The organism is Lysobacter sp. A286 (assembly GCF_054052105.1).
Genome location: NZ_JBSVRJ010000001.1, coordinates 1485275 through 1510786, shown reverse-complemented (window position 1 = coordinate 1510786; position 25512 = coordinate 1485275). Strand labels below are relative to the sequence as shown.

Below are 25512 nucleotides of genomic sequence, written 5' to 3'. Positions count from 1 at the left end.
CTGAGTATCCCTGCGCCCCCCAGCCATTGCGTCCGTGACCGCAGCGGCTTCGTCCAGGTACGTGGCGCGCGCGAGCACAACCTGCAGGATGTCGACGTCGATATCCCGCGGGATGCGTTGGTGGTCTTCACCGGGGTGTCAGGTTCGGGCAAGTCATCGCTGGCGTTTGGCACCCTGTATGCGGAGGCGCAGCGTCGTTACCTGGACTCGGTGGCGCCGTACGCGCGCCGGTTGATCGACCAGGCCGGAATACCCCAGGTCGACTCGATCGAAGGGCTGCCGCCGGCGGTCGCGCTGCAACAGCAGCGTGGCACGCCCAGCACACGCTCCTCGGTCGGCAGCGTCACCACGTTGTCGAACGCGTTGCGCATGTTGTATTCACGCGCCGGCCGCTACCCGCCGGGGCAGCCGATCATCTACGCCGATGGCTTCTCGCCCAACACGCCGCAGGGCGCCTGCCCGCAATGCCACGGCCTGGGCTCTGTGCACGAGGTCACCGAGCGGTCGATGGTGCCCGATGACTCGCTGAGCATCCGCGAACGTGCGGTGGCCGCCTGGCCGCCGGCCTGGCACGGGCAGAACCAGCGCGACATCCTGGTCACGTTGGGCTACGACATCGATGTTCCCTGGCGCGAGCTGCCGCAGGCGCAACGCGACTGGATCCTGTTCACCGACGAGCAGCCGGTGGTGCCGGTCTACCGGGACCTGACGCCGGCGCAGACGCGCGCGGCGCTTGATCGCGGCGACAACCCCAGCTACAAGGGCACGTTCTCCAGCGCGCAGCGCTATGTACTGCACACCTTCGCGCACACCCAGAGCGCGATGATCAAGAAGCGCGTCGCGCAATACATGGTCAGCACCACCTGCCCGCTGTGCGAAGGCAAGCGGTTGCGGCGTGAGGCGCTGTCGGTGACCTTCGGCGGGCTGGATATCGGCGAGTTGTCGCGGCTGCCATTGAAACAACTGGCCCGATTGCTGCAGCCGGTCGCCGACGGTGCCCCGGTCGATGTGCAGCAGGCCAAGGCGCACCCCGAGCAGGCGGTGGTGGCCCAGCGCATCGCGCACGACCTGCTGGCGCGGATCGGGATCATCGTCGAGCTCGGACTGGGCTACCTGACGCTCGAGCGCACCACGCCGACCTTGTCGCCGGGCGAGTTGCAGCGGCTGCGGCTGGCGACCCAGATCCGGTCCAACCTGTTCGGCGTGGTCTACGTCCTCGACGAGCCGTCCGCCGGCCTGCATCCGGCCGATACCCAGGCGCTGCTGGCGGCGCTGGAGCAGCTGAAGGACGCGGGCAACTCGCTGTTCGTAGTCGAGCACGAGACCGATGTCATCCGCCGTGCGGACTGGCTGGTCGATATCGGCCCGGCGGCGGGCGAGCACGGCGGCCGGGTGCTGTACAGCGGGCTGCCGGATGGGCTGTCGGGCGTCGCCGACTCGCAGACCGCGCGCTACCTGTTCGACCGTGCGGCTGTGCCTGTGCGGGTACCGCGTACGCCGACGGGCTGGTTGCGGCTGGAGGGCGTCAGCCGCAACAACCTGGACGGGGTGGGCGTCGGATTCCCTCTGGGCGTGTTCACCACCGTCACCGGCGTGTCCGGCTCGGGAAAATCCAGCCTGGTCAGCCAGGCACTGGTCGAACTGCTGTCCGGGCACCTTGGCCAGTCGGTCCGTGCCGACGCGGACGATGCCGAGCGGCTCGAGCCGGCGCCCGTCACCCGTGGCGGCCGCATCACCGAAGGCCTCGACCAGATCAAGCGTCTGGTCACCGTTGACCAGAAACCGATCGGTCGTACCCCGCGCTCGAACCTGGCCACCTACACCGGCCTGTTCGACCATGTGCGCAAGCTGTTTGCGGCGACACCCCAGGCGCGCGAGCGCGGCTACGATGCGGGCCGCTTTTCGTTCAATGTTGCCAAGGGCCGCTGCGACACCTGCGAGGGCGAGGGCTTCGTCAGCGTCGAATTGCTGTTCATGCCAAGCGTCTACGCGCCTTGCCCCAGTTGCCATGGCGCCCGTTACAACGCCCAGACACTGGAGGTCAGCTACCGCGGCCGCAACATCGCCGAGGTGCTGGCGTTGACCGTGGATGCCGCCGCTGACTTCTTTGCCGGCGACCCGCCGGTAGTGCGGCCGCTGAAGGTGCTGCGCGAGGTCGGTCTGGGCTATCTGCGCCTGGGCCAACCGGCCACGGAGCTGTCGGGCGGAGAAGCACAGCGGATCAAGCTGGCCAGTGAGCTGCAACGTGCGCACCGGCGGGGCACGCTCTACCTGCTGGACGAGCCGACCACGGGCCTGCATCCGGCCGACGTGGACGTGCTGATGCGGCAGTTGGACGGGCTGGTCGAGGCGGGCAATACCGTCATCGTGGTCGAGCACGACATGCGCGTGGCCGCGGCCAGCGACTGGATCATCGACATCGGTCCTGGCGGCGGTGACGAGGGCGGCAAGGTGGTGGTGCAGGGCACGCCGCAGGAGGTCTGCCAATCGCGACAGGGCCGGACTGCGCCCTTCCTGGCAGCGTGTTGCGGTTTTTGAGCCGGGTTACGGCTTGAGCAGCCGCGGCACGCTTCCGGTGCTCAAAACGCCCGACTGATGGTGAAGCTCCCATACGCAGGACGGTTGCGCTGACCCTCGAACTCCCGGGTACGGAAGTAGCGGGCGAAAGCGAACTTGGTGCGGCCATGCGTCATGGCGACGCCGATTGCGGCTTCGGCGACCAGTGGCTCCTTGTCGACGCTGTGGCTTCTGCGGAACGTGTTGCCATCAAGGGTCAGGTCGCGCAGCACCCACCGCGCATCGGTGGCAAGGAACGCATGCCAGGACCAGCCCCGTACCATCCTTCGATCAATGGTCGGCGAGGTGTTGTTGCCTGACGGCCGCACCGGGCTGGAGCCGAAATCGTCCGGCAGCCGGTGGCCGAGCCGCAACTCGACCCCGGCGTTCGCATGGGTGTGTAGATTGCCGATCGCTCCGCCCCAGTGCGAAATTGCATCCCATTCCAGGTAGCCATCGCCGATCGTAACCGCCGGCTGTCGGCGTGACCGTTCGTGGACAAGGTTCAGCACCGGCTCGTTGTGCAGTTGGTGTTCCCAACCGTGGAACTTGTCCCCGCTGACGATGTCGTGGATCAGGTCCTGGGTGCGCTCGGCCAGCGAAGCGGGACCGACCATGCCCACCAGCAGCTGCGTGGTGCGTAGTTCGTGTTCCTTGCGGGCGTTGTAGCCGAAGCCCACCAGCAGCGCGCCCGCGTATGGCCGGTCGTCCTCGATCAGGTCCGTCCGTGTGTGGTCCCCGGGGGTGAATATCCCTTGGGCGACAGTGACAACCATATTCTGCTGGTCGAAGCCCTCGGGCTGGATGCGCTGCAGGTATCCGTTCAACCAGCGCGCCGGCGCCGGCAGGCACGGGTCGTCGACATAGTCCTTGAGATTGGGCGAGACCATGGTCAGCAGCACGCCACTGGTGTAACCCTCGTCCCGGTTGGCGAACAGATCATTGTCCACCCGCAAGCTGACGACCGGCGGGTAGGCGGCCAGGGTGGAGTCCTCGGGGCAGACGGCCTGCGCGGCGGCAAGGCCAGGCAGCACCGCGCCGATCGCCAGCACGCACCAGCGGCGCAGGAGGCATCGCTTGGCCGCCACGGGGCGACTTTACGCGCTGGCGCTGTCGAGCAGGGCGATGTCGGTCGCCGGGAGCGCCAGTAGGGTTGCGCGAACCAGACTGTCGAGCTGCTCGATTGTGGTGGCGCTGGCGATCGGTGCGGTGACGCCTTCACGCGCGATCAGCCAAGCCAGCGCGACTTCGGCCGGCGTCGCGTCGTGGTTTGCCGCCACCGTGTCCAGTGCCTGCAGGATATTCAGGCCACGCGCGTCGAGATACCGGGCGATGCCTTGGCCACGCACGCTTTTGCCCAGATCGTCGCTGGAGCGGTACTTGCCCGACAGGAAGCCCGAGGCGAGGCTGTAGTACGTGATCACGCCCTGGCCTTCGGCGATGCAAAGATCGCGCAGTCCGGCCTCGTAGCCGGCGCGGTCGTAGAGGTTGTACTCGGGCTGCTGAACCTCGTAGCGTGGCAGGTTCTTTTCCGATGCCACCGCGAGTGCTTCGCGAAGCTGTGCCGCATCGAGGTTGGAGGCGCCGATGGCCCGCACCTTGCCCTGGGCGATGAGCTGCTCGTAGGCGCGCAGGGTTTCCTCCACCGCCGTATCCGGATCCGGTTGATGGCTCAGGTAAAGGTCGATGCGGTCGGTCTGCAGCCGGCGCAGCGAGTCTTCGGCAGCCGTAATGATCCATTTCGCCGACAGGCCCTTGCGGTCGGGGGCTATCTGCGAGCCGACCTTGGTGATGATGACGGTCTTCTCGCGCCGGGCGGGGGCTGCCTTGAGCCAGTTGCCGATGATGGTCTCCGACTCGCCGCCCTGATTGCCGGGCACCCAGGTGGAGTACACGTCGGCGGTGTCTATGGCGTTCAGGCCGGCATCGATGAAACGGTCGAGCAGGGTGAAGGCGGTCGGTTGATCCACCGTCCAGCCGAATACGTTGCCGCCGAATACCAGCGGTGCGATCTGCAGGCCGCTACGGCCAAGGGGGCGCTTGTTCATGGAGATTCCTTTTGCGTGTTTCTGCGGATGGCCAGGCCCGCGGATCGATCCCGGTTAGGGGCTGAGCAGCAGCGGCACGAAATCCTGCAAGGCCTTCGCCAATAGTGCCCGGTCCAGTTTGGGCTCGCGGGTCTCGCGCACTTTCAGCCCTTCAAACAACAACTGCAGCATCAGGGCGCGGGACGGGGCCAGATCGGCTGACAACCCGAGGCCGCCGTTTTCGGGGCTGTCGCTCAGCCACTCCGTCATTACCTTGCGCAGTACGGTGTCGAAACCGTCCAGCGCGGCGGCGATGGAGGGATCACGGGTGGCCTCGGCAGACATCTCCAGCAGCAGCGCCGGGCTCATGCCGCGCGGACCCCGGCGGCAGGTGGTGCCGAAACTGCCGATCATCTCGGCAGTCATGTCGACTTGGCGGTTGAGCTGGACGTCGTGCAAAAACAGCTCGAGCTGGTGCTGCACGATCGCCAGGATGATTTCGTTCTTGCTCGCGAAATAACGGTAGATCAGCCCGGCGCTCATGCCGGCGGTCTCGGCGATGTTGGCCATGCTGGCGCCGTGGAAGCCGTGCTCGATGAAGCACTTCTGCGCCGCAGCCAGGATCCGTTCGCGCTGGGCTTCGACGCGGGCTTCGCCCTTCGCCGTGACCAGTGCCTCCTCGCTCATGGCCAGGGGGTCAGGGGTTTTGCTCATACCACCCGCCGCCGAGCACCTTGTATAGCGTGATCCGGTTGGCCTGCTCGGACAACAGGGTCGCCACCAGGGATTGGCGGGCTGCATACAACGTCCGCTGGGCATCGAGCAGGATCAGGTAGCTGTCCCGTCCGGCGTCATAACGGGCCTGGGAGAGTTCGTGCGCACGGGTCGCCGCCTCCAGCAGGGCCTCCTGTGCAACCCGCTGGTCCGCCAGAGTCGTGCTCAGTGCCAGCGCATCGGCGACTTCACGGAAGCCGACCTGGATCGATTTTTCATATTGGGCCAGTGCGATATCGCGGTCCGCGGTGGCCATGCCCAGGTTGGCGCGCAGGCGGCCACCCTGGAAGATCGGCAGGTTGATCCGCGGCACGAAGCTCCAGATGCTGGTGCCACCATCGAACAAGCCAGACAACTCGGTGCTGGTGGAGCCAATGCTGCCGGTCAGGCTGATCGACGGAAAGAACGCCGCGCGGGCAGCGCCGATGTTGGCATTCGCGGAAAGTAACTGGTGTTCGGCGGCCATGATGTCGGGCCGGCGCAACAACACTTCCGAGGGCAGGCCGGCGGGCAGGGCATCCAGCCCGCTCACCTGCGGCTGGAACGCGTCGGGCAGAAATTCCGTACCGATGGGGTTGCCCACCAGCAAGGTCAGTGCATTGGTGTCCTGCGCCACTTGGCCGGCGAACCGGGCCACGTCGGAGCGTGCGGTTTCGACCACCGTACGGGCCTGGTTGACCTCCAGTGCGGACAAGGCGCCGAGCTCATGACGCTGTTGGGTCAGTTTGTATGAAGCTTGGTGGCTTGCCAGCGTCGCTTCTGAGATTTGCAACAGTTCGCGGTCGGCCGAGAGGGCGAGGTAGGTGTTGGCGACCTGCGCGATCAGTGCCAACTGGGCGCTGCGACGGGCTTCCTCGGTGGCGAAGTACTGCTGCAATGCGGCGTGACTGAGGTTGCGCACGCGTCCGAACAGATCGAGTTCGAACTCGGCGATTCCCAGGTTGGCGGAGTAGGTCTCGCTGGTCGTTACATCGCCGCCGATCCGCTCCATTTGTCCGGTCACGCCGAGCGATGGCATCCGGTCGGCCCGCTGGATCCGGTACTGGGAGCGGGCGCGCTCCACGTTGAGCATCGCCACCCGCAGGTCGCGGTTGTTCTCCAGCGACAGCGCGATCAGCTGCTCCAGCGCGGGATCGACGAAGAAGTTGCGCCAGCCAATATCGGCAACCGGGAGCGCAGTGGAGGTGCCGGTCACCAGCGCGGGGGAGCTTGTCGAGGTGGTCGGCGGCAACGGCCAGTCGGCGGCGATCGCCGGTGCCGCCTCAGGTACCCGGGGCTCGAGCATGGCGCAGCCGGAGACGAACAGGCTCGTCGCCAGCGCCAGGGCGGTGATCAGTGGCTTATGCATGTTTGTCGTCTCCGGCGAGAGCGGCAGCGGCGGGTTTGCGCAGGTCGCGGTTGAACAGCAGCTCGACCACCAGGAAGAACAGGGGAACGAAGAACAGGCCCAGTATCACGCCGACGATCATGCCGCCGAGCACACCGGTACCGATCGCATTCTGTGCGCCCGAGCCGGCACCGTTGGCGAGGGCCAGCGGCAGCACGCCCATGCCGAACGCCAGCGAGGTCATCAGGATCGGCCGCAGGCGGTCGCGTACAGCCTGCATGGTGGCCTGCACCAGTTCCATGCCCTCGGCCATGTAGTCCTTGGCGAAGGTGATGATCATGATCGCGTTTTTGCTGGTCAGCCCCACCGTGGTCAACATAGCCACCTGGAAGTAGACGTCGCGTTCCATGCCACTCAACGAGGCCGCCAGCACGGTGCCCAGGATGCCCAGTGGCGCCACCATCAGCACCGCGGTCGGGATCGTCCAGCTCTCATACAACGCGGCCAGGCACAGGAATACGATCAGCAGCGACAGCGTGTAGAGCAATGGCGTCTGCGCGCCAGCCTCGCGTTCCTGATAGGACAAGCCGGTCCATTCGATGGCGAACCCTTCCGGCAGTTGCGCGGCGAGCGTCTCGATGGTGTCCATGGCCTCGCCCGAGCTTTCCCCTGGCGCGGCCTCACCCTGGATCTGGACCGCGGACACGCCGTTGTAGCGTTCCAGACGCGGCGAACCATACGCCCACCGCGAGGTGCCGAAGGCGGAGAACGGCACCATCTCGCCGGCGTTGTTGCGCACCGACCACTGGTTGAAGTCCTCGGGCACCATGCGGAATGGCGCATCGGCCTGCAACATCACGCGCTTGACGCGGCCACGGTCGATGAAGTCATCGATGTACTGGCCGCCCCAGGCTGCCGACAAGGTGGAGTTGATGTTGGCGGTCGACAGGCCCAGCGCGCTGGCTTTTTCCTGGTCGATATCCAGTCGCAACTGCGGCGAGTCCTCCTGGCCGTTCGGACGTACGTTGACCAGCACCGGACTCTGGGCGGCCGCGCCCAGCAACTGGTTGCGCGCCGCGATCAGTGCATCGTGCCCTTGCGCGGCGTTGTCCTTGAGGTAGAAGGTGAAACCGGCGGCCGTGCCCAGCTCGGGGATGGCCGGCGGGGCGAAGGCGAACGCGAATGCGTCCTGGATGCCGGCAAGCCCGACCATCGCGCGGCCGGCAATCGCGGTGGCACTGGCGTCGTCGCTGGTGCGCTCGCCCCAGTCCTTCAACTTGACGAAGGCCATGCCGTTGTTCTGGCCGCTGCCGCCAAAGCTGAAGCCCTGCACGCTGAACACCGATTCGACGTTGTCCTTCTCGTCCTCCAGGAAGTAGTTCTCCAGCTTCTCCATGGACTCCATCGTCCGCTCCTGGGTCGCTCCCACCGGGGCCAGGACCTGGGCGAACAGGATGCCCTGGTCCTCCTGCGGGAGGAACGAGCTGGGCAGGCGCACGAACAGCAGGCCCATCACCACGACCAGGGCCAGGAAGATAGCCAGGAAACGCTTGGAGCGACCCATGATGCCGTACACGCCGCGTCGGTACTTCTTGCTGCTGTTGTCGAAGTGGCGGTTGAACCAGCCGAAGAAGCCGGTGGTCTTGCCGTGCTCGCCCTTCTTGATGGGCTTGAGCATGGTGGCGCACAGCGCCGGGGTCAGCACGATGGCGATGAGCACCGACAACCCGATCGCCGACACGATCGTGGCGGAGAATTGTCGGTAGATGATGCCGGTCGACCCGGACATGAAGGCCATCGGCACGAATACGGCAGACAGCACCAGGCCGATGCCGACCAGTGCGCCGGTGATCTGGTCCATCGACTTGCGCGTCGCCTCCAGTGGCGACAGGCCTTCCTCGGACATCAGCCGCTCGACGTTCTCGACCACCACGATGGCGTCATCAACCAGCAATCCGATTGCCAGCACCATCGCGAACATGGTCAGCATGTTCACCGAGAAGCCCAATGCCGCCAGGATGCCGAAGGTGCCCAGCAGGACCACCGGCACCGCGATGGTGGGAATCAATGTCGCGCGGAAATTCTGCAGGAACAGGTACATCACCAGGAACACCAGCACGATCGCTTCCAGCAAGGTGATGACGACGCCCTTGATCGCCACCTTCACAAACGGCGTGGTGTCGAACGGAACGACTGCCTTCAGGCCTGGCGGGAAGAACGGCGTCAACTCATCCAGTGTCGCCTTGACGCCTGCGGCTGCATCGAGGGCGTTGGCGCCGGTGGCCAGCGAAATGGCCACGCCGGTTGCGTTCTGGCCGTTGTAGCGGGAGATGAACTCGTAGTTCTCCGAGCCCATCTCCACCCGTGCGACGTCGCCCAGCTTGAGCACCGAGCCGTCGGCATTGCTGCGCACCACGATGTCGCGGAACTGCTCCGGCGTCTGCAGCCGATCCTGTGCGGTGATGGTGGCGTTGATCTGCTGGCCTTCAACCGCCGGGGCGCCACCCAGCGAGCCGACCGCGACCTGCGCGTTCTGCGCCTGCACCGCGGCGGTGATGTCGGCGGGAGTTAGGTGGTAGGTGTCGAGCTTGTTGGGATCCAGCCAGATTCGCATCGCGTACTTGGAACCGAACACCTGGATGTCGCCCACACCGGGTACCCGGCTGAGTGGGTCGACCAGGGTGGCACCGACGTAATCGGAGATGTCGTCCTTGGACATGCTGCCGTCTTCGGACACGAAGCCGATCACCTGCAGGAAACCACTGGACGACTTGCTGACGTTCACGCCCTGGCGTTGCACTTCCTGCGGCAGCAACGGCATGGCCGACTGCAGCTTGTTCTGCACCTGCACCTGGGCGGTGTCGGGGTCGGTGCCGTTCTCGAACGTCAGGGTGATCGAGGCGCGGCCGCTGCCCTCACTGGTGGATGAGAAATACAGCAGGCCGTCGAGGCCTTTCATCTGCTGCTCGATGATCTGCACCACCGAGTCCTCGACCACCTTCGCCGAGGCGCCGGGGTAGGTCGCGCCAATGGATACCGTGGGCGGCGCGATGGTCGGGTACTGGGAGATCGGCAAGGTGAAGATCGCCAGCCCGCCGGCCAGCATGATGATGATCGCGATGACCCACGCAAAGATGGGGCGATCGATAAAGAAATGTGCCATGAAGTTCTCCGCTTACTGCTGCGAGGCCGGGGCGTTGGCCGCCGGCGTGGCCGCATCAGCGGGGGTGGCGGCGTCGGGGTTGGCGACCTCGGGCGTGCCGGGCTCTGGTTTGGCAGTCGCCGGCTGGGCATCCTCGGGCGCAGCTTCGCCGGTGGCCTTTTCGGCCTGCTCACCGGCCTCGGTAGCGTTCACCGGGGCATCGGGCTGGACTTTCTGCAGGCCGGCGATGATCACCTTATCGCCGGCAGCCAGGCCGCTTTCGACCAACCATTTGTTGCCGACGGTCTGGCTGACCGTGACCGGGCGCACCTCGACCTTGTTCTCGGCGTTGACCACCATCGCGGTAGCATGGCCCTTGGGGTCGCGGGTGATGCCCTGCTGCGGCACCAGGATCGCGTTCTGGCGTACTCCTTTTCCGATTACCGCCCGTACATACATGCCGGGAAGCAACAGGTGATCGGGGTTGTCCACCACCACGCGCAATGAGTAGCTGCCGGTGCCGGGATCGACGCTGACCTCGGCAAACGCCAGCTTGCCCTGCTGGTCGAACGGCGTGCCATCCTCCAGCAGGATCGTCACCGGCAGGTCGCGCGCGCCTTCCAGCGTGCCCGCCGCCAGCTCCTTGCGCAGTTGCAGCAGTTCGCTGGCCGATTGGGTCAGGTCGACGTAGATCGGATCGAGTTGCTGGACGGTCGCCAGCGCTTCGGGCTGGTTGGCCGTCACCAGGGCGCCCTTGGTGACCGAGGACTTGCCAATGCGGCCGCTGATCGGCGAGTTGATCCGGGCATAACCCAAGGTCACTTCGGCACTTTGCACCGCGGCCTGGGCAGCCGCGACCTCGGCCTTGGCCTGGCTCAGCGCCGCCGTGGCGTTTTCATTGTCCTGCCTGCTGATGGCATCGATCTTGACCAGTTCGCCCGATCGGGCGGCGGTCAGCTTGGCCGATACCAGGGTTGCCTGCGCGCGTCCGAGCTGCGCCCGGGCACTGTTGGCGTTGGCTTCGTAGGAGGCGTTGTCGAGCTGATACAGCGCCTGTCCCGCCTTTACCAGACCGCCCTCGGTGAACAGCCGCTTGTCGACGATGCCCGACACCTGGGGGCGAACCTCGGCGATCTGGAAAGCGTTGGTCCTGCCCGGCAACTCGCGCGTCAGGGTCGCCGTTTCCGGCTTCATGGTGACCACGGTTACCGCGGCGGGCGGCGGCTGTTGCGAGGCCTCATCGCCGCCGCAGGCAGCAAGGGCGACGGTGAGTGCCAACGGCAGGAGAACCAAGCGGCGTGGGGACCTGGACATGGGAGTAGGCTCAATGGGGTGAATAGAAAGAGGGCGGTCAAGCCGCCCGAACCGGAGAAGAATGAACGATCATTCTTTTTATGTCAATGGTGTGATCACGTGAAGCTGAATGCGCGTGTGACGTTCCGTGAGCGATCACACACTTTCGAGCGCCGGTCTTGCGCGGATTCATTTTGAATGACGCCCGGAAGCCATCTGGAGATCACGTTGACGAGTTTCTGTGCGCATAACGCGCGCAAGCATTGCAGCTGCCGGTTGAAGCTCATGTGAGCGCAGGGCTTCGTTGGAAATGAGCAGCCGGGAAGCTTTCGCTACTGTCCGGCACCAGGCCCAGTGCGGTTTGCAGCTCGCGGACTTCTGGGTCTATTTTGGCCGCAGGCCCTGGTCGGCGAACAGCGATAGCACCTGGTGGTCGGCGAAGCCGGGGAAAGGAGCTCGGCCTGGCGGGACTGTCGCGATGACTCGATGTGCTCGACAAAAGCCCCGAAACACCTATACTTCAATAACTGAAGTAACAAGGTGTCGACAAAGTGAAAGTGAAGTCTTTCGCAGGAATGCGGTGTTCCATCGCGGGCGCACTCGAGTTGATCGGGGATCGCTGGACGCTGCTGCTGATCCGCGACCTGTCGCTCGGGCTTGCCCGCCATGACGAACTGCGCGAGAGCACGGGCATTCCCACCGCCACGCTGGCGGCGCGCCTCAAGCACCTGACGCAGCACGGCATCGTCGAACAATCGCGCTATCAGGAGCGGCCGCCACGGGTCGAATACCGGCTGACGGCCAAGGGCCGCGACCTGTGGAAGGTCAGCGTCGCACTGCGCGAATGGGGCGATCGCTGGGATGCGAGCGGCTTTGGCGCGCCGACCGTGGAGACCATCGATCGCGAGACCGGGCGACCGCTGCGCCTGGCGCTGGTCGATCCCGAGACCGGCACGGCCGTGCCCACGAACCGCACCCAGCTTCGCCCCGGCCCAGGGGCCGACGACCGCACCCGCCACCTTCTCGACAACCTCGCCACAGGAGCAGCCCGATGACCCGATCGCTCGAACTCTTCTACGATTTCCGCAGCCCGTACAGCTACCTGGCCTTCACCCAGCTACGCGAGATGGGCGTCGACCTCGTGCTCAGGCCGATGATGCTGTTGAAGGTGATGGAGGCGGTCGGCAACGTGCCGACCACGCTCACCTGCGCGGCCAAGGGACGCTACGCCTCCACGGACCTGGCGCGCTGGGCGCAGCGCTACGGTATCGCGCTGAACCCATCCGACATGCGCGCCAACGATGGCGATGCCTGTTCGCGCGCGGTGCTGGCGGCGGAGTCGCCGGCGGAGGCAATGGAAATAACGCTGGCGCTGTACCGCGCGTGCTGGAGCGAGGGCAAGACACTCGCCACGAAGGACGACATCCTCGCTGTCATCGCCGCAGCCGGGATCAACACTGACGCGATCGCCAAGCGGATCGACGCACCCGAAACGATCGCGCAGCTGGAGGCCAACACCAACGAAGCCATCGAGCGCGACGTGTTCGGCTCGCCGACCATGTTCGTTGGCGACGCGATGTTCTTCGGCAACGACCGTCTCGACTTTGTGCGCGAACACATCGCGCTCCTGGAGGAATCAGCATGACCAGCAAGACCACCAAACCACTCGCCCTCGTGACCGGGGTCGGCCCCGGCACCGGCGCTGCCCTGGTGCGGCGCTTCGCCGAGGGCGGCTACCGCGTGGCAATGCTGGCGCGCGATGCGGATCGCCTCGCGGCGCTGGAAAGGGAGATCCCCGACACCATCGCCGTGCCGTGCGACGTGACCGACGTGGCCGCGCTCGAGCAGGCCATCGCCGACGTCGGCATGCCGAAGGTGGTCGTCCACAACGCCGTGGGCGGCGCGTTCGGCACGTTCATGGAGATCGAGGCGGAGACGCTGCAGAAGAACTTCGACATCAACACGATGGCGCTGTTCAACCTCGCGCGGCTGACCGCCCCGGCGATGGTCGCGGCTGGCGAAGGCGCGTTGATCGTGACCGGCAACACCTCCGCCCAGCGTGGCAAGGCGGGCTTTGCCGGCTTCGCGCCGACCAAGGCGGCGCAGCGGATCCTGGCCGAATCACTGGCCCGCGACCTGGGGCCGAAGGGCGTGCACGTTGCCTATCTCATCATCGATGCCGTAATCGACGTGCCGTGGCAGCGCGAGCGGCTGCCCGATGCGGCGGACGATTTCTTCATCTCCCCCGCCTCGATCGCGGGCGAGGTCTTTCACCTGGCACATCAGCCGCGAGACGCGTGGTCGTTCCTCGCCGAAGTCCGGCCCTTCCACGAGCCGTGGTGAGCACCGTGGATACGTGGGGAGACGGCGCGCTCAACGGCCTCGAGCAGCTTCGCGCCCTGATGGTGGCCGGAGCCAACCAGCCGCCGATGGGCGAAACGCTCGGCTTCACCTTGGTCGAGGTCGATCGCGGCCATGCCGTGTTCGAAGGCGCGCCTGATCGGACCGTCTACAACCCGCTCGGCTCGGTGCACGGTGGCTATGCGGCGACACTGCTCGACAGTGCCTGCGGCATTGCCGTCCACAGCCAGCTCGACGCCGGGCGCGGGCACACCACGCTCGAACTGAAGGTGTCGTATCTGCGTCCGCTGACCGACAACAGCGGGACGGTGCGCGCGGTCGGCCGTGTTATCTCGATGGGGCGACGCGTCGCTTTCGCCGAGGCGACGCTGCATGACGGCGAGGGCCGGCTGTGTGCGACGGCCACGTCGACGCTGCTGGTATTCGACATTAAGGAGCCCCAATGAGGTGGCAGAGATGGACAAGGCGATGAATGGATTGGAATTGCGATCGCTGGCGACGTCCGAGGGACAGCTTCGCCTGAGTCTGGAGACGGTCACTCTGGATGAGCCCGGCCCGGATGAGCTGGTGGTGCGGGTCGAGGCCACCCCCATCAATCCATCCGACCTTGGGCTCTTGCTCGGGCCTGCCGATGTCTCGACCGTCAGAGCCGAAGGTACGCAAGAACGACCGGTGCTGGTCGCCGACATTCCGCAGCAGCGTCTGGCGGCCATTCGCAGCCGGCTGGATCAATCGCTGCCGGTCGGCAACGAAGGCGCGGGCACCGTCGTCAAAACCGGCGGCAATATGCAGCATTTCCTTGGGAAAAAGGTCGGGATGCTGGGCGGCGGGATGTACACGCAGCTGCGCAAGCTGCGGGCGCAGGACTGCATCCTGCTGCCCGATGACGCGGACGTGGCGGACGGCGCGTCGATGTTCGTCAATCCGCTGACGTCGCTTGGCTTCACCGAGACGATGAAGGCCGAGGGGCACAGCGCCATCGTGCATACCGCCGCCGCTTCGAACCTGGGCCAGATGCTCAACAGGATCTGCCTTGCTGACGGCATCGGGCTCGTCAATATCGTGCGCAGCAGCGCGCAGGCGACGATTCTCCGCGAGATCGGCGCACACCACATCGTCGACAGCACGTCGCCGGACTTCCAGGCCGAGCTGACGGAAGCGATCGCTGAAACGGGCGCGACCATAGGCTTCGACGCCATCGGTGGCGGCAAGCTGGCCGGGCAGATCCTGCAGGCGATGGAAACGGTCGCCAGCCGCGGCGTCACCTCCTACAGCCGCTACGGCTCGGACGCGCCCAAGCAGGTCTACATCTACGGCGCCCTGGACACCGGGCCGACCGTGATCGATCGGACGTTCGGCTTTGCCTGGAACATCGGCGGATGGCTTCTCTTCCCCTTCATGCAGAAGGCGGGCCAGGAGGTCGCGGCGCGGATGCGCCAACGCGTTGTGGATGAGCTGACAACGACTTTCGCCAGCCACTATACAAAAACCGTCAGCCTCACCGATGCGCTCCAGCCAGAAATCCTGGCCGCGTACCAGCGCAAGTCGACCGGCGAGAAGTATCTGATCAACCCGTCCTTGTAGGCGGGGAGCCTGGAGCCGCGAACGCGGTCAAGGTCTGAGGCGCTGGCTGGCGGGGGAACCTCTGTCTCTGGTTTTCGTCATGCGCCCGTCCGCTGCGGGCCGCCGTCGAGCCAGGCCGGCTCCTCGGCATACATCTCGCCGATCAAGCGCTTCACCAGGTCGATGTCGCGCGAGTGGTCGTTGGCGCGGTAGCTGATGATGATCGGCGAGGTGGCGTGATCGTCTGCCAGGTCGCGATAACACAGGTCGGTGCGCAGGATCCGTACCGAGCTGGGGATGATGCAGGCGCCCATGTCCGCCGCGACCAGGCCCAGTGCGGTCTGCAGTTCGCGGACTTCCTGGGTCTCTTTTGGCCGCAGGCCCTGGTCGGCGAACAGCGAGAGCACCTGGTCGGCGAAGCTGGGGCGGGGTTCCTTCGGGTAGACGATCAGGGTTTCGCCGGTGATTGCGCTCAGCGGCAGCGGGCCGGTGCCGCCTGCCAGCGGACTGGTCGGGGGCAGGGCGACCACCAGCCGCTCTTCGCGCATCACGATGCGCTCCACCGCCGGGTCGATCGCGCGGACGCGGCCGAAGCCGACGTCGATGCGCCCGGTCTTGAGTGCCTCAATCTGATCCATCGACATCATTTCGAGCAACTGGATGTCCAGCTCCGGACGCTGTTGGCGGAGCCGGCGCACCAGCAGTGGCATCCCGCTGTACAGCGTGGAGGCGACGAAGCCGATCGAGAGCACGCCGCGCTCGTTGCGGCCGGTGCGCTGGGTCGCGGTTTTCATCTGTTCCACCCGCGCCAGGATCTGCAGGGCCTGCTCGCGGAACACCCGGCCGGCGTCGGTCAGCCGCAACGGCCGGCTGTTGCGCAGCAGCAGCTGCACGCCCAACTCGTCCTCCAACTGCCTGATCTGGCGGCTGAGCGGTGGCTGGGCGATATGCAGCTGCTCGGCCGCCCGGGTGAAGTTGCGCGTTTGGGCGACCGCGACAAAATAACGTAGCTGCCGGAGCTCCATTCAGCTTTACCTTCGACTGGGGTATGGGGCGGATGTTGCAGCGCAATAAACGCTGCATTCGGGCGTTATGCAGTTAGATCATACCTTTTGGGTATGAAATAAGACTGTAATAGTCTTGGACTTGCCACGCGGCAGGGTCGAAGAATCGGGGCATGCCAAATATCAGCCATCCCCGTCAGCCCACCGTTCGCGTCGAGCGCGTCGAGACCCTCCTGCTGGATATCCCGACCATCCGGCCGCATAGGATGTCAGTCGCGACCATGCATGCCCAGACCCTGATGCTGGTTCGGATCCACGCCACCGACGGCAGCGTCGGCATCGGCGAGGGCACCACCATCGGCGGCATGTCGTACGGGCCGGAAAGCCCGGAAAGCATGAAGCTCGCCATCGATACCTACATCGCGCCACTGCTGAAGGACGCCGACCTGTCGCAGGTGCGTCTGCTGATGGCGAAGATCGGCAAGCACGTGAAGGGCAACCATTTCGCCAAGTGCGCCGTCGAGACCGCGTTGCTGGATGCCCACACCCGCCGGCTGGGCATACCGCTGTCGGAACTGTTCGGTGGCCGCGTGCGCGATCGCCTGCCGGTGGCGTGGACGCTCGCTTCGGGCGATACCGCACTCGACATCGCCGAGGCCGAGCAGATGTTGGCGCTTCGCCGCCATGACGTGTTCAAGCTGAAGATCGGCATGCGTGCGGTGGCCGACGACGTCGCCCACGTGGCCGCGATCAAGCGTGCGGTTGGCGACCGTGCCAGCGTCCGCGTCGACGTCAACATGGCCTGGAGCGAGACCGCCGCCGCGCGTGGATTGCCGGCGCTGGCCGATGTCGGCTGCGATCTGGTCGAGCAACCGACGGCGACCGCTGCTTCCCTGGCGCGGCTGGCCCGTCGCTTCCCGATCCCGCTGATGGCCGACGAGTCGGTCGGCACCCCGCAGAGCGCCTACGAGCTGGCGCGTGCCGGCGCGGCCGATGTGTTCGCGATCAAGACCGAGCAGGCCGGCGGCTTGTTCGCCGCGCAGCAGATTGGCGCGATTGCCGATGCCGCCGGCATCGAGCTGTATGGCGGCACGATGCTGGAGGGATCGGTTGGCACCGTTTCCGCGGCGCATGTCTTCAGCACCTTCCCGAACCTGCAGTGGGGCACCGAGCTGTTCGGGCCGTTGCTGCTGACCGAGGAGATCCTTGTCCAGCCGCTGGATTACAGCGACTTCCAGCTCACCGTTCCGACCGGTCCGGGCCTGGGCATCGACCTGGACGAGGAGCGGGTGCAGTTCTTCCGCCGCGACGCGGTACGCCGCACGCTCAGCGTCCCCGCCGCGATCGCACCTGTTTCCACCACCTCATCCCAAGGAGCCTGACCATGCTTTTTCATGTCCGCATGGACGTGCGCATCCCGCGCGACCTTCCCGCAGACACCGTCGCCACGCTCAAGGCCGACGAGAAGGCGCTGTCCCAGCAACTCCAGAAAAGCGGCAAGTGGCGCCACATCTGGCGCGTCGTCGGCCAGTACTCGAACGTCAGCATCTTCGACGTCGACAGCAACGCCGAGCTGCACGAGCTGCTGATGGCGCTGCCGCTGTACCCCTACATGCAGATCGAGGTGATGCCGTTGTGCCGTCACCCGTCCGCGATCCGTGACGACGACCGCTGAATCGGTCATCGCATCACCCCCAGCTACTCGCCACAACCCCAGCAAGACGAACCGAAAGAGGGCAACACCATGACGGTCAAACTCATCGACACCGCCGAGCTGCGGGATTTCCTCGAGACCTGCAGCGGTCTGAAGTCGGCTGAAGGAAAAACGTCCCAAGGCAACCTGCGCACCAAGCAGATCCTGCACCGCGTGCTGGGCGACCTGTTCCGTACCATCGAAGATTTCGACGTCACCCCGGGCGAGTTCTGGACCGCGGTGAACTACATCAACGAGCTCGGTGCCGCCGGTGAAGCCGGCCTGGCCGCCGCCGGGTTCGGCTTCGAGAAATACCTTGACATGCGCATGGACGCGGCCGATGCCGCCGCCGGCATCGCCGGTGTGACCCCGCGCACCATCGAGGGTCCGTTGTACGTGGCCGGCGCGCCGGTGAGCGAAGGCAAGGCCCGCCTGGATACCGACCCGGATCCGGATGGCCAACTGCTGGTCATGCACGGCCAGGTGCGCGACGCGGGCGGCAAGGCGCTGCCGGGTGCGACCGTCGAGGTCTGGCACTGCAACACCAAGGGCATGTACTCGTTCTTCGACTCGACCCAGAGCGCGTTCAACCTGCGCCGCACGATCCGCACCGATGCCGACGGCAACTACGAGTTCCGCAGCGTCGTTCCGGCCGGTTACGGTTGCCCGCCCGGCGGCCCGACCCAGAACCTGCTCGACGCAGTCGGCCGCCACGGCCAGCGCCCGGCGCACATCCACTTCTTCATCAATGCCGATGGCTGCCGTCACCTGACCACGCAGATCAACATCGACGGCGACGAGTACCTGCACGACGATTTCGCCTTCGCCACCCGCGACGACCTGGTGCCGGCGATCAAGCAGGTGGACGACGCCGACGCGATCAAGGCGCGGGGGCTGGAAGGCCCGTTTGCCGAGATCGAGTTCGACTTCGTGCTCGTGCCCAAGACCGGGTCCGTGCCCGATAGCGTGGTCGAGCGCAAACGCGCCGCCGCCTGATCTTTCAAGCCAGCCCTTGAAGCCCGGCAGATGCTGCCGGGGTCTTGTCCAGTCCGGTACCCGCGAGTCGTCTCGCGTGGCGCCGCACACGCCACGCACGTCGCTCACGTGCAGGAGCTCGCCATGTCCGCCGTCATCGAGAATTCCCCCCGCGTTTCCCGGTTGATCGACGCCGCCCTGGTCGAAGACGCCGACAGTGGCGTGTACCGCGCCCGCCGCGACATCTTCACCGACGAAGCGCTGTTCGACCTGGAGATGCGCCACATCTTCGAGGGCAACTGGGTGTATCTGGCCCATGAAAGCCAGATCCCGGAGAACAACGACTACTTCAGCACCAACATCGGTCGCCAGCCGGTGGTGATCACCCGCGACAAGCAAGGCGAGCTGCACGCGCTGATCAACGCCTGTGCGCACCGCGGCGCGATGTTGTGCCGCCGCAACCGCGGCAACAAGGGCAGCTTCACCTGTCCGTTCCACGGCTGGACCTTCAGCAACAGCGGCAAGCTGCTCAAAGCCAAGGACGCCAAGACCGGCGCCTATCCGCCGGGCTTCAACACCGACGGTTCGCACGACCTGAAAAAGGTGGCGAAGTTCGCCTCGTACCGCGGCTTCCTGTTCGGCAGCCTCAACGCCGCGGTGCTGCCGCTGGAAGAGCACTTGGGCGAAACCAAGGTGATCATCGACCAGATCGTGGATCAGGCGCCGGACGGGCTCGAGGTGCTTCGCGGCAGCTCCAGCTACACCTACGACGGCAACTGGAAGCTGCAGATCGAGAACGGCGCCGACGGTTACCACGTCAGTTCGGTGCACTGGAACTACGCCGCCACCATGGGCCGGCGCAACTACGAGGAAGGCGGCACCCAGGCCGTGGACGCCAACAGCTGGTCCAAGGCGGTCGGTGGCGTGTACGGCTTCGAGCACGGCCACCTGCTGCTGTGGACGCAACTGCTGAATCCGGAAGTCCGGCCGGTGTATGCGCATCGCGAGGCGCTGGCCGCGAAGCTGGGGCAGGACAAGGCCGACTTCATCGTCAACCAGACCCGCAACCTGTGCGTGTACCCGAACGTCTACCTGATGGACCAGTTTTCCACCCAGATCCGGGTGGTGCGCCCGATCGCGGTCGACAAGACCGAGGTCACCATCTACTGCTTCGCGCCCAAGGGCGAGAGCGCGGACATGCGTGCGCTGCGCATCCGCCAATACGAGGACTTCTTCAACGTCAGTGGCATGGGCACGCCCGACGACCTGGAAGAGTTCCGCGCCTGCCAGCAGGGCTATCAGGGCATTGCCGCGCCATGGAACGACCTAAGCCGCGGCGCCGACGGCCACTGGATCGACGGTGCCGACGACAACGCCACGGCCATGGGCCTGAAGCCGCTGATCAGCGGCACCCATCCCGAGGATGAAGGTCTTTACCTGAAGCAGCATGGCTACTGGTCGCAAGTGATGGCGCGCGCGCTGGCCGCGGAGCAGGGCGATGCGGAGGTGTCGGCATGAGCCTGACGCATGAGCAGATCGCCGCATTCCTGTACCGCGAGGCACGCCTGCTGGACGACCGCGACTTCGACGCCTGGCTGCAGTGCTATTCGCCCAAGGTGGAGTTCTGGATGCCGGCCTGGGACGACGACGACACCCTGGTCGAGAACCCGCAGACCGATATCTCGCTGATCTACTACCCCAACCGCGAGGGGCTGGAAGACCGTGTGTTCCGGATCAAGACCGAGCGTTCCAGCGCGAGCCTGCCGGAGACGCGTACCGGCCACAACCTGAGCAATATCGAAGTGCTGTCGCGCGAAGGCGAACGCATCGACCTGCGCTTCAACTGGCACACGCTCAGCCACCGCTACAAGGCCACCGACAGCTATTTCGGCACCTCGTTCTACACGTTGGATACGAGCGGACTGGACACCAGCGGTGGCGAGCCCTTGATCGTGCGCAAGAAAGTCGTGCTGAAGAACGACTACATCCACCAGTTGATCGATATCTATCACATCTGATCAGGCTGAATTTGAGCCGGCCGAATTTGAGCTGGCCGCCTGCCGCATCTGCGAGGTAAATCCATGAGTCATCGCATTGCCCTGAGTTTCGAGGACGGCGTCACCCGTTTCATCGATTGCCGCGCCAATGAGACGGTGCTGGATGCCGCCTACCGGCAGCGCATCAACCTGCCGATGGACTGTTCCGATGGCGTCTGCGGCACCTGCAAGTGCCGCGCCGAGCAGGGTCGCTACGACCTCGGCGACGACTACATCGAGGACGCGCTGACCGAGGACGAGGCCGCCGAGGGCCTGGTACTGACCTGCCAGATGGTGCCGTCGTCGGACTGCGTGATATCGGTGCCGTTGCCGTCGACTGCGTGCAAGACCGGCACGGCGACGTTCGAGGCGACGCTGGTGGCGATCACCCCGCATCAGGACGCGGCACTGGAAGCGGCATTCGAGATCGCCGACGGCGCCGAGGCGCCGGTGTTCCTGCCGGGCCAGTACGTCAATATCGCCGTGCCGGGAAGCGAACAGACTCGTTCGTACTCCTTCAGTTCGGCCCCGGGCGCACGCCGGCTGTCGTTCCTGGTCAAGCAGGTGCCGGGCGGCCTGATGACCGGCTACCTCACTGAAGCGGCCATAGGCCAGACCGTGTCGTTGACTGGCCCGCTGGGCAGCTTCTACCTGCGCGAGGTCAAGCGGCCGTTGCTGCTGCTCGCTGGCGGCACCGGGCTGGCGCCGTTCCTGTCGATGCTGGAAGTGTTGGCGGTGCAGGACAACACCCAGCCGGTGCAGCTGCTCTACGCGGTCACCCGCGACGAAGATCTGGTGCTGGTGGAACAACTGCAAGCCTATGCGCAGCGCCTGCCCGACTTCGCGTTCGCCACCATCGTCGCGGACGAGGCGTCCACGCATGCGCGCAAGGGCTTCGTCACCCACCACCTGCCGGCCGATGCGCTGCATGGCGGCGAGGTCGACGTGTACCTGTGCGGGCCGCCGCCGATGGTCGATGCGGTGCGCCGCCACCTCGGCGAACTGGGCGTCACCCCGGCCAGCTTCCACTACGAGAAGTTCACGCCCAGCACGCCGGGCCTGAAGGAGGCTGCGTGATGGCCCGCGCCGACCGTTTCACCGGCAAGTCGGTGGTGGTCACCGGCGCGGCCCAGGGCATTGGCCGCGAGGTCGCGCTGGACATCGCCCGTGAGGGCGGCCGCCTGGTGCTGGCCGACCGGGCCGACTTCCTCGATGAGGTGGTGGCCGAAGCGTGCGCGCTGGGCGCCGACTGCGAGGGCATCCACGCCGACCTGGAAACCTGGGCCGGCGCGCAGGCGGTGATGGCGCTGGCGATCGCCCGGTACGGCCGCATCGATGTGCTGGTCAACAACGTCGGCGGCACCATCTGGGCGCGCCCGTTCGAGCACTACGGTGAAGAGCAGATCGAGGCGGAGATCCGCCGTTCGCTGTTTCCCACCCTGTGGTGCTGTCGCGCCGCGCTGCCGCAGATGCTGGAGCAGGGCGCCGGCGCCATCGTCAACGTGTCCTCCATCGCCACCCGCAGCATCCACCGCGTGCCATACGCCGCGGCCAAGGGCGGCGTGAACGCGCTGACCGCTTCGCTCGCGTTCGAGTGCGGCGGCCGTGGCGTGCGCGTCAACGCAGTCGCGCCCGGCGGCACCGAAGCGCCGCTACGCAAGGTGCCGCGCAACACAGAATCGCCCACCGCGCAGGAAGCACGGTGGTACCAGGCCATCGTCGAACAGACCACCGACAGCACGCTGATGAAGCGCTACGGCACACTGGCCGAGCAGGCCGCGGCGATCCTGTTCCTCGCCTCCGACGAGGCCTCCTACATCACCGGAACCGTGCTGCCCGTTGGCGGCGGCGACCAGGGTTGAGCGCAAGCCGGCCCTCCACAGCGACATGAAGGATATCCATGGCTGACATCTGTTCACTGCGAGAAGCCGTCTCCGGCCTGATCCACGATGGCGACACCGTGGCGATGGAAGGCTTCACCCACCTGATTCCGCATGCGGCCGGCCACGAGGTCATCCGTCAGGGCAAGCGCGACCTCGCGCTGGTGCGCATGACCCCGGACCTGATCTACGACCAATTGATCGGCGCCGGTTGCGCGACGTCGCTGCGCTTTTCCTGGGGCGGCAATCCCGGCGTCGGCTCGCTGCACCGCCTGCGCGATGCGGTGGAGAAGGGCTGGCCGCACAAGCTCGCCATCCGCGAGCACAGCCATGCCGACATGGCCAACGCCTACGTCGCCGGCGCGTCCGGGCTGCCGTTCGCGGTGCTGCGCGGCTACATCGGCTCGGATCTGCCCAAGGTCAACGACAGCATCAAGTTCATCGATTGCCCGTACACCGGCGAGACGCTGGCCACCACGCCGGCCGTGCGGCCCGATGTCACCGTGATCCACGCCCAGCAGGCCGACCGCCAGGGCAACGTGCTGCTGTGGGGCATCCTTGGCGTGCAGAAGGAGGCCGCGCTGGCGGCGAAGAAGGTGATCGTCACCGTCGAGGAGATCGTCGACAAGCTGGACGCTCCGGCCAACGCCTGCATCCTGCCGCGCTGGGTGGTGAGCGCCGTGTGCCACGTGCCGCGCGGGGCCACTCCGTCCTATGCGCATGGCTACTACGAGCGCGACAATCGCTTCTACCTGGCCTGGGATCCGATCGCCCGCAGCCGCGAGGCGTTCACCGCCTGGATCCAGCGCCACATCCTGGACACCGAAGACTTCGAGGGCTTCCTGCGCGTCCATGCCGAAAGCCAACAGGAGGCGAGCGCATGAGCACCTACACCACCAATGAAATGATGACCGTCGCTGCCGCCCGCCGCCTGCGCGATGGCGCGGTCTGCTTCGTCGGCATTGGCCTGCCGTCCACCGCCGCCAACCTGGCGCGGCTGACGCATGCCCCGGACGCCACCCTGATCTACGAATCCGGCCCGATCGGTGCCAAGCCGACCGTGCTGCCGCTGTCCATCGGCGATGGCGAATTGGCCGAGACCGCCGACACCGTGGTCTCGACCCCGGAAATTTTCCGCTACTGGCTGCAGGGCGGGCGGGTGGACGTGGGCTTTCTAGGCGCGGCGCAGATCGACCGTTTCGCCAACCTCAACACCACCGTGATCGGCCCCTACGACGCCCCGAAGACGCGCCTGCCCGGCGCCGGTGGCGCGCCGGAAATCGCCGGCTCGGCCAAAGAAGTGTTCATCATCATCCGCCAGTCGAAGCGCGCCTTCGTCGACACGCTCGACTTCGTCACCAGCGTCGGTCATATGGACGGCGGTGATGCGCGCCAACGGGCCGGTCTGCCGGGCAAGGGCCCGCAAGTCGTGGTCACCGACCTGTGCGTGATGGAGCCGGACCCGGTGACGCGCGAGCTGACCGTGGTCTCGATCCATCCCGGTGTCAGTCGCGAGCAGATCGTCGAAGCCACCGGCTGGCCGATCCAGTTCGCCGACAACGTGAGCGAAACCGTGCCGCCGGAAGCTTCGGTGTTGGCGACGCTGCGCGAGCTGCAGGCCCGCACCGATGCCGCCCACGGCAAGCAGGAAGGAGGAGAGTGATGACTGACGCATTCATCGTCGACGGCATCCGCACGCCGATCGGCCGCTACGGTGGCGCGCTCGCCGGCATCCGCGCCGACGACCTCGGCGCGGTGCCGCTGAAAGAATTGCTGGCGCGCAACCCGGCGCTGGATCCGACACTGATCGACGACGTGTTCCTCGGCTGCGCCAACCAGGCCGGTGAGGACAACCGCAACGTCGCGCGCATGAGCCTGCTGCTGGCCGGGTTTCCGAGCGACGTACCGGGCGTGACCCTCAATCGCCTGTGCGGCTCCGGTCTGGACGCGGTGGGTACCGCCGCTCGCGGCATTGCCAGTGGCGAGCTGGAACTGGCGATCGCCGGTGGTGTCGAGTCGATGTCGCGCGCGCCGTTCGTGATGGGCAAGGCAGCGTCGCCGTTCGCCCGCAATCAGCTCCTCGAAGACACCACGATGGGCTGGCGCTTCGTCAATCCGGCGCTTGAGGCGCTGTATGGCGTCGAGTCGATGGGCCAGACCGCCGAGAACGTGGCCATGCAGTACGGCATCTCGCGCGAGGATCAGGATGCGTTCGCGCTGCGCAGCCAGCAGCGTTACGCCGTAGCCAAGGCGGCCGGCTTCTACGACGGCGAGCTGGTGCCGGTGACGGTGCCCGGCCGCAAGCGCGGCGAGACCGTGCAGGTCGACGAGGACGAGCATCCGCGCGCCGACACCAGTGCCGAGGCGCTGGCCAAGCTGAAGGCGATTTTCGCCAGCCCCGGCACCGTCACCGCCGGCAATGCCTCGGGCATCAACGACGGTGCCGCGGCGCTGCTGCTGGCCTCGGCCGCGGCGGCGCAGCGCCATGGCCTGACCCCGCGCGCACGGGTGCTGGGCATGGCCACCGCCGGCGTGCTGCCCGGCGTGATGGGCACCGGCCCGGTGCCTGCCACGCAGAAACTGCTGGCGCGCCTGGGCCTGACCATCCACGACTTCGATGCGATCGAGCTCAACGAGGCATTCGCCGCGCAAGGGCTTGCGTGCCTGCGACAGTTCGGGCTCGCCGACGATGCCGCCCACGTCAACGCCAACGGCGGCGCGATCGCGCTCGGCCATCCGCTGGGCATGAGCGGCGCGCGTCTGGCGCTGACCCTGCTGCGTCAGCTGGAAGCCAGCGGCGGCAAGCGCGGCCTGGCGACGATGTGCATCGGCGTCGGGCAGGGCATCGCCCTGGCCATCGAGCGGGTGTGAGAAGGCCGGT

The 25512-nt window shown here is 66.3% G+C and carries 23 protein-coding genes; 16 read left to right on the top strand and 7 right to left on the bottom strand.

The annotated features are described in order from the left end of the window. Positions 1-6: 6 nt before the first annotated feature. On the top strand, positions 7-2538 hold the full coding sequence (uvrA, locus tag ACW7G0_RS06945) for an excinuclease ABC subunit UvrA (RefSeq protein ID WP_456989476.1): 2532 nt from the start codon (positions 7-9) through the stop codon (positions 2536-2538). 41 nt (positions 2539-2579) lie between these two features. Here uvrA and ACW7G0_RS06940 read toward each other — a convergent pair whose 3' ends face one another. Genes ACW7G0_RS06940 through ACW7G0_RS06915 form a run of 6 tightly spaced genes read right to left on the bottom strand, consistent with a single transcriptional unit; the run spans position 2580 to position 11140 of the window. Beyond that, positions 2580-3644 (bottom strand): lipid A deacylase LpxR family protein, encoded by a 1065-nt coding sequence (locus ACW7G0_RS06940; RefSeq protein ID WP_456988549.1) that lies wholly within the window; start codon positions 3642-3644, stop codon positions 2580-2582. 9 nt (positions 3645-3653) lie between these two features. Continuing rightward, on the bottom strand, positions 3654-4604 hold the full coding sequence (locus ACW7G0_RS06935; RefSeq protein WP_456988547.1) for an aldo/keto reductase: 951 nt from the start codon (positions 4602-4604) through the stop codon (positions 3654-3656). A 54-nt stretch (positions 4605-4658) separates the two neighbouring features. Beyond that, positions 4659-5297, bottom strand: coding sequence for a TetR/AcrR family transcriptional regulator (locus ACW7G0_RS06930; RefSeq protein ID WP_456961323.1), 639 nt, complete (start codon positions 5295-5297; stop codon positions 4659-4661). After that, positions 5281-6705 (bottom strand): efflux transporter outer membrane subunit, encoded by a 1425-nt coding sequence (locus tag ACW7G0_RS06925; RefSeq protein WP_456988545.1) that lies wholly within the window; start codon positions 6703-6705, stop codon positions 5281-5283. The genes ACW7G0_RS06930 and ACW7G0_RS06925 overlap by 17 nt, the downstream gene beginning before the upstream one ends. Then, complete coding sequence (locus ACW7G0_RS06920) at positions 6698-9847, bottom strand: efflux RND transporter permease subunit (RefSeq protein ID WP_456988543.1); 3150 nt, start codon at positions 9845-9847, stop codon at positions 6698-6700. The genes ACW7G0_RS06925 and ACW7G0_RS06920 overlap by 8 nt, the downstream gene beginning before the upstream one ends. Before the next feature lie 12 nt (positions 9848-9859). Continuing rightward, positions 9860-11140: an efflux RND transporter periplasmic adaptor subunit gene (locus ACW7G0_RS06915; protein ID WP_456988542.1), complete on the bottom strand. Its 1281-nt coding sequence runs from the start codon at positions 11138-11140 to the stop codon at positions 9860-9862. A gap of 554 nt (positions 11141-11694) precedes the next feature. Between ACW7G0_RS06915 and ACW7G0_RS06910 the strand changes: the two genes are divergently transcribed. Genes ACW7G0_RS06910 through ACW7G0_RS06890 form a run of 5 tightly spaced genes read left to right on the top strand, consistent with a single transcriptional unit; the run spans position 11695 to position 15064 of the window. Next, complete coding sequence (locus tag ACW7G0_RS06910; RefSeq protein WP_456988540.1) at positions 11695-12174, top strand: winged helix-turn-helix transcriptional regulator; 480 nt, start codon at positions 11695-11697, stop codon at positions 12172-12174. Further along, positions 12171-12764: a DsbA family protein gene (locus ACW7G0_RS06905; protein ID WP_456988538.1), complete on the top strand. Its 594-nt coding sequence runs from the start codon at positions 12171-12173 to the stop codon at positions 12762-12764. The genes ACW7G0_RS06910 and ACW7G0_RS06905 overlap by 4 nt, the downstream gene beginning before the upstream one ends. Then, complete coding sequence (locus ACW7G0_RS06900) at positions 12761-13462, top strand: SDR family NAD(P)-dependent oxidoreductase (RefSeq protein ID WP_456988536.1); 702 nt, start codon at positions 12761-12763, stop codon at positions 13460-13462. Before ACW7G0_RS06905 ends, ACW7G0_RS06900 begins: the two co-directional genes overlap by 4 nt. Next, the gene (locus ACW7G0_RS06895) at positions 13459-13926 is read left to right on the top strand and encodes a PaaI family thioesterase (protein ID WP_456988535.1); all 468 of its coding nucleotides are present in this window, start codon (positions 13459-13461) and stop codon (positions 13924-13926) included. Before ACW7G0_RS06900 ends, ACW7G0_RS06895 begins: the two co-directional genes overlap by 4 nt. Positions 13927-13936: 10 nt before the next feature. Continuing rightward, a complete protein-coding gene (locus ACW7G0_RS06890; protein ID WP_456988533.1) occupies positions 13937-15064 on the top strand; it encodes a zinc-binding dehydrogenase in 1128 nt (375 codons plus the stop codon). A gap of 77 nt (positions 15065-15141) precedes the next feature. On the opposite strand, the gene ACW7G0_RS06885 is transcribed toward ACW7G0_RS06890, so the two are convergent. Continuing rightward, positions 15142-16068 carry a LysR family transcriptional regulator gene (locus tag ACW7G0_RS06885; RefSeq protein WP_456988531.1) on the bottom strand — a complete coding sequence of 309 codons (927 nt, stop codon included), beginning with the start codon at positions 16066-16068 and terminating at the stop codon, positions 15142-15144. A 152-nt stretch (positions 16069-16220) separates the two neighbouring features. Here ACW7G0_RS06885 and ACW7G0_RS06880 point away from each other — a divergent pair, with 152 nt between their 5' ends. The 10 genes from ACW7G0_RS06880 to pcaF all read left to right on the top strand — a co-directional run bounded on the left by ACW7G0_RS06880 (position 16221) and on the right by pcaF (position 25502). Continuing rightward, complete coding sequence (locus tag ACW7G0_RS06880; protein ID WP_456988529.1) at positions 16221-17429, top strand: muconate/chloromuconate family cycloisomerase; 1209 nt, start codon at positions 16221-16223, stop codon at positions 17427-17429. A gap of 2 nt (positions 17430-17431) precedes the next feature. Next, complete coding sequence (gene catC, locus ACW7G0_RS06875) at positions 17432-17722, top strand: muconolactone Delta-isomerase (protein ID WP_456988527.1); 291 nt, start codon at positions 17432-17434, stop codon at positions 17720-17722. Between the two features lie 69 nt (positions 17723-17791). Beyond that, positions 17792-18736: a catechol 1,2-dioxygenase gene (gene catA / locus ACW7G0_RS06870; RefSeq protein WP_456988525.1), complete on the top strand. Its 945-nt coding sequence runs from the start codon at positions 17792-17794 to the stop codon at positions 18734-18736. A gap of 123 nt (positions 18737-18859) precedes the next feature. Then, complete coding sequence (locus ACW7G0_RS06865; RefSeq protein WP_456988523.1) at positions 18860-20233, top strand: Rieske 2Fe-2S domain-containing protein; 1374 nt, start codon at positions 18860-18862, stop codon at positions 20231-20233. After that, positions 20230-20733: a benzoate 1,2-dioxygenase small subunit gene (gene benB / locus ACW7G0_RS06860; protein WP_456988521.1), complete on the top strand. Its 504-nt coding sequence runs from the start codon at positions 20230-20232 to the stop codon at positions 20731-20733. Before ACW7G0_RS06865 ends, benB begins: the two co-directional genes overlap by 4 nt. A 63-nt stretch (positions 20734-20796) precedes the next feature. Beyond that, entirely contained in the window at positions 20797-21828 is a 1032-nt protein-coding gene (gene benC / locus ACW7G0_RS06855; RefSeq protein WP_456988520.1) for a benzoate 1,2-dioxygenase electron transfer component BenC, read from the top strand. Then, positions 21828-22613: a 1,6-dihydroxycyclohexa-2,4-diene-1-carboxylate dehydrogenase gene (locus ACW7G0_RS06850; protein ID WP_456988518.1), complete on the top strand. Its 786-nt coding sequence runs from the start codon at positions 21828-21830 to the stop codon at positions 22611-22613. The genes benC and ACW7G0_RS06850 overlap by 1 nt, the downstream gene beginning before the upstream one ends. Positions 22614-22651: 38 nt before the next feature. Continuing rightward, positions 22652-23515, top strand: coding sequence for a CoA transferase subunit A (locus ACW7G0_RS06845; protein ID WP_456988516.1), 864 nt, complete (start codon positions 22652-22654; stop codon positions 23513-23515). Beyond that, positions 23512-24294 carry a CoA-transferase subunit beta gene (locus tag ACW7G0_RS06840; RefSeq protein WP_456988514.1) on the top strand — a complete coding sequence of 261 codons (783 nt, stop codon included), beginning with the start codon at positions 23512-23514 and terminating at the stop codon, positions 24292-24294. The genes ACW7G0_RS06845 and ACW7G0_RS06840 overlap by 4 nt, the downstream gene beginning before the upstream one ends. Continuing rightward, entirely contained in the window at positions 24294-25502 is a 1209-nt protein-coding gene (gene pcaF / locus ACW7G0_RS06835) for a 3-oxoadipyl-CoA thiolase (protein WP_456988513.1), read from the top strand. The genes ACW7G0_RS06840 and pcaF overlap by 1 nt, the downstream gene beginning before the upstream one ends. The last annotated feature ends 10 nt before the right edge of the window (positions 25503-25512 follow it).

Coding starts and splice junctions, on each gene's coding strand:
- ACW7G0_RS06935 (WP_456988547.1), bottom strand. CDS start 4,604: ATGAACAAGCGCCCCCTTGGCCGTAGCGGCCTGCAGATCGCACCGCTG.
- ACW7G0_RS06930 (WP_456961323.1), bottom strand. CDS start 5,297: ATGAGCAAAACCCCTGACCCCCTGGCCATGAGCGAGGAGGCACTGGTC.
- ACW7G0_RS06925 (WP_456988545.1), bottom strand. CDS start 6,705: ATGCATAAGCCACTGATCACCGCCCTGGCGCTGGCGACGAGCCTGTTC.
- ACW7G0_RS06920 (WP_456988543.1), bottom strand. CDS start 9,847: ATGGCACATTTCTTTATCGATCGCCCCATCTTTGCGTGGGTCATCGCG.
- ACW7G0_RS06915 (WP_456988542.1), bottom strand. CDS start 11,140: ATGTCCAGGTCCCCACGCCGCTTGGTTCTCCTGCCGTTGGCACTCACC.
- ACW7G0_RS06910 (WP_456988540.1), top strand. CDS start 11,695: ATGCGGTGTTCCATCGCGGGCGCACTCGAGTTGATCGGGGATCGCTGG.
- ACW7G0_RS06905 (WP_456988538.1), top strand. CDS start 12,171: ATGACCCGATCGCTCGAACTCTTCTACGATTTCCGCAGCCCGTACAGC.
- ACW7G0_RS06900 (WP_456988536.1), top strand. CDS start 12,761: ATGACCAGCAAGACCACCAAACCACTCGCCCTCGTGACCGGGGTCGGC.
- ACW7G0_RS06890 (WP_456988533.1), top strand. CDS start 13,937: ATGGACAAGGCGATGAATGGATTGGAATTGCGATCGCTGGCGACGTCC.
- ACW7G0_RS06885 (WP_456988531.1), bottom strand. CDS start 16,068: ATGGAGCTCCGGCAGCTACGTTATTTTGTCGCGGTCGCCCAAACGCGC.
- ACW7G0_RS06880 (WP_456988529.1), top strand. CDS start 16,221: ATGCCAAATATCAGCCATCCCCGTCAGCCCACCGTTCGCGTCGAGCGC.
- catC (WP_456988527.1), top strand. CDS start 17,432: ATGCTTTTTCATGTCCGCATGGACGTGCGCATCCCGCGCGACCTTCCC.
- catA (WP_456988525.1), top strand. CDS start 17,792: ATGACGGTCAAACTCATCGACACCGCCGAGCTGCGGGATTTCCTCGAG.
- ACW7G0_RS06865 (WP_456988523.1), top strand. CDS start 18,860: ATGTCCGCCGTCATCGAGAATTCCCCCCGCGTTTCCCGGTTGATCGAC.
- benB (WP_456988521.1), top strand. CDS start 20,230: ATGAGCCTGACGCATGAGCAGATCGCCGCATTCCTGTACCGCGAGGCA.
- benC (WP_456988520.1), top strand. CDS start 20,797: ATGAGTCATCGCATTGCCCTGAGTTTCGAGGACGGCGTCACCCGTTTC.
- ACW7G0_RS06850 (WP_456988518.1), top strand. CDS start 21,828: ATGGCCCGCGCCGACCGTTTCACCGGCAAGTCGGTGGTGGTCACCGGC.
- ACW7G0_RS06845 (WP_456988516.1), top strand. CDS start 22,652: ATGGCTGACATCTGTTCACTGCGAGAAGCCGTCTCCGGCCTGATCCAC.
- ACW7G0_RS06840 (WP_456988514.1), top strand. CDS start 23,512: ATGAGCACCTACACCACCAATGAAATGATGACCGTCGCTGCCGCCCGC.
- pcaF (WP_456988513.1), top strand. CDS start 24,294: ATGACTGACGCATTCATCGTCGACGGCATCCGCACGCCGATCGGCCGC.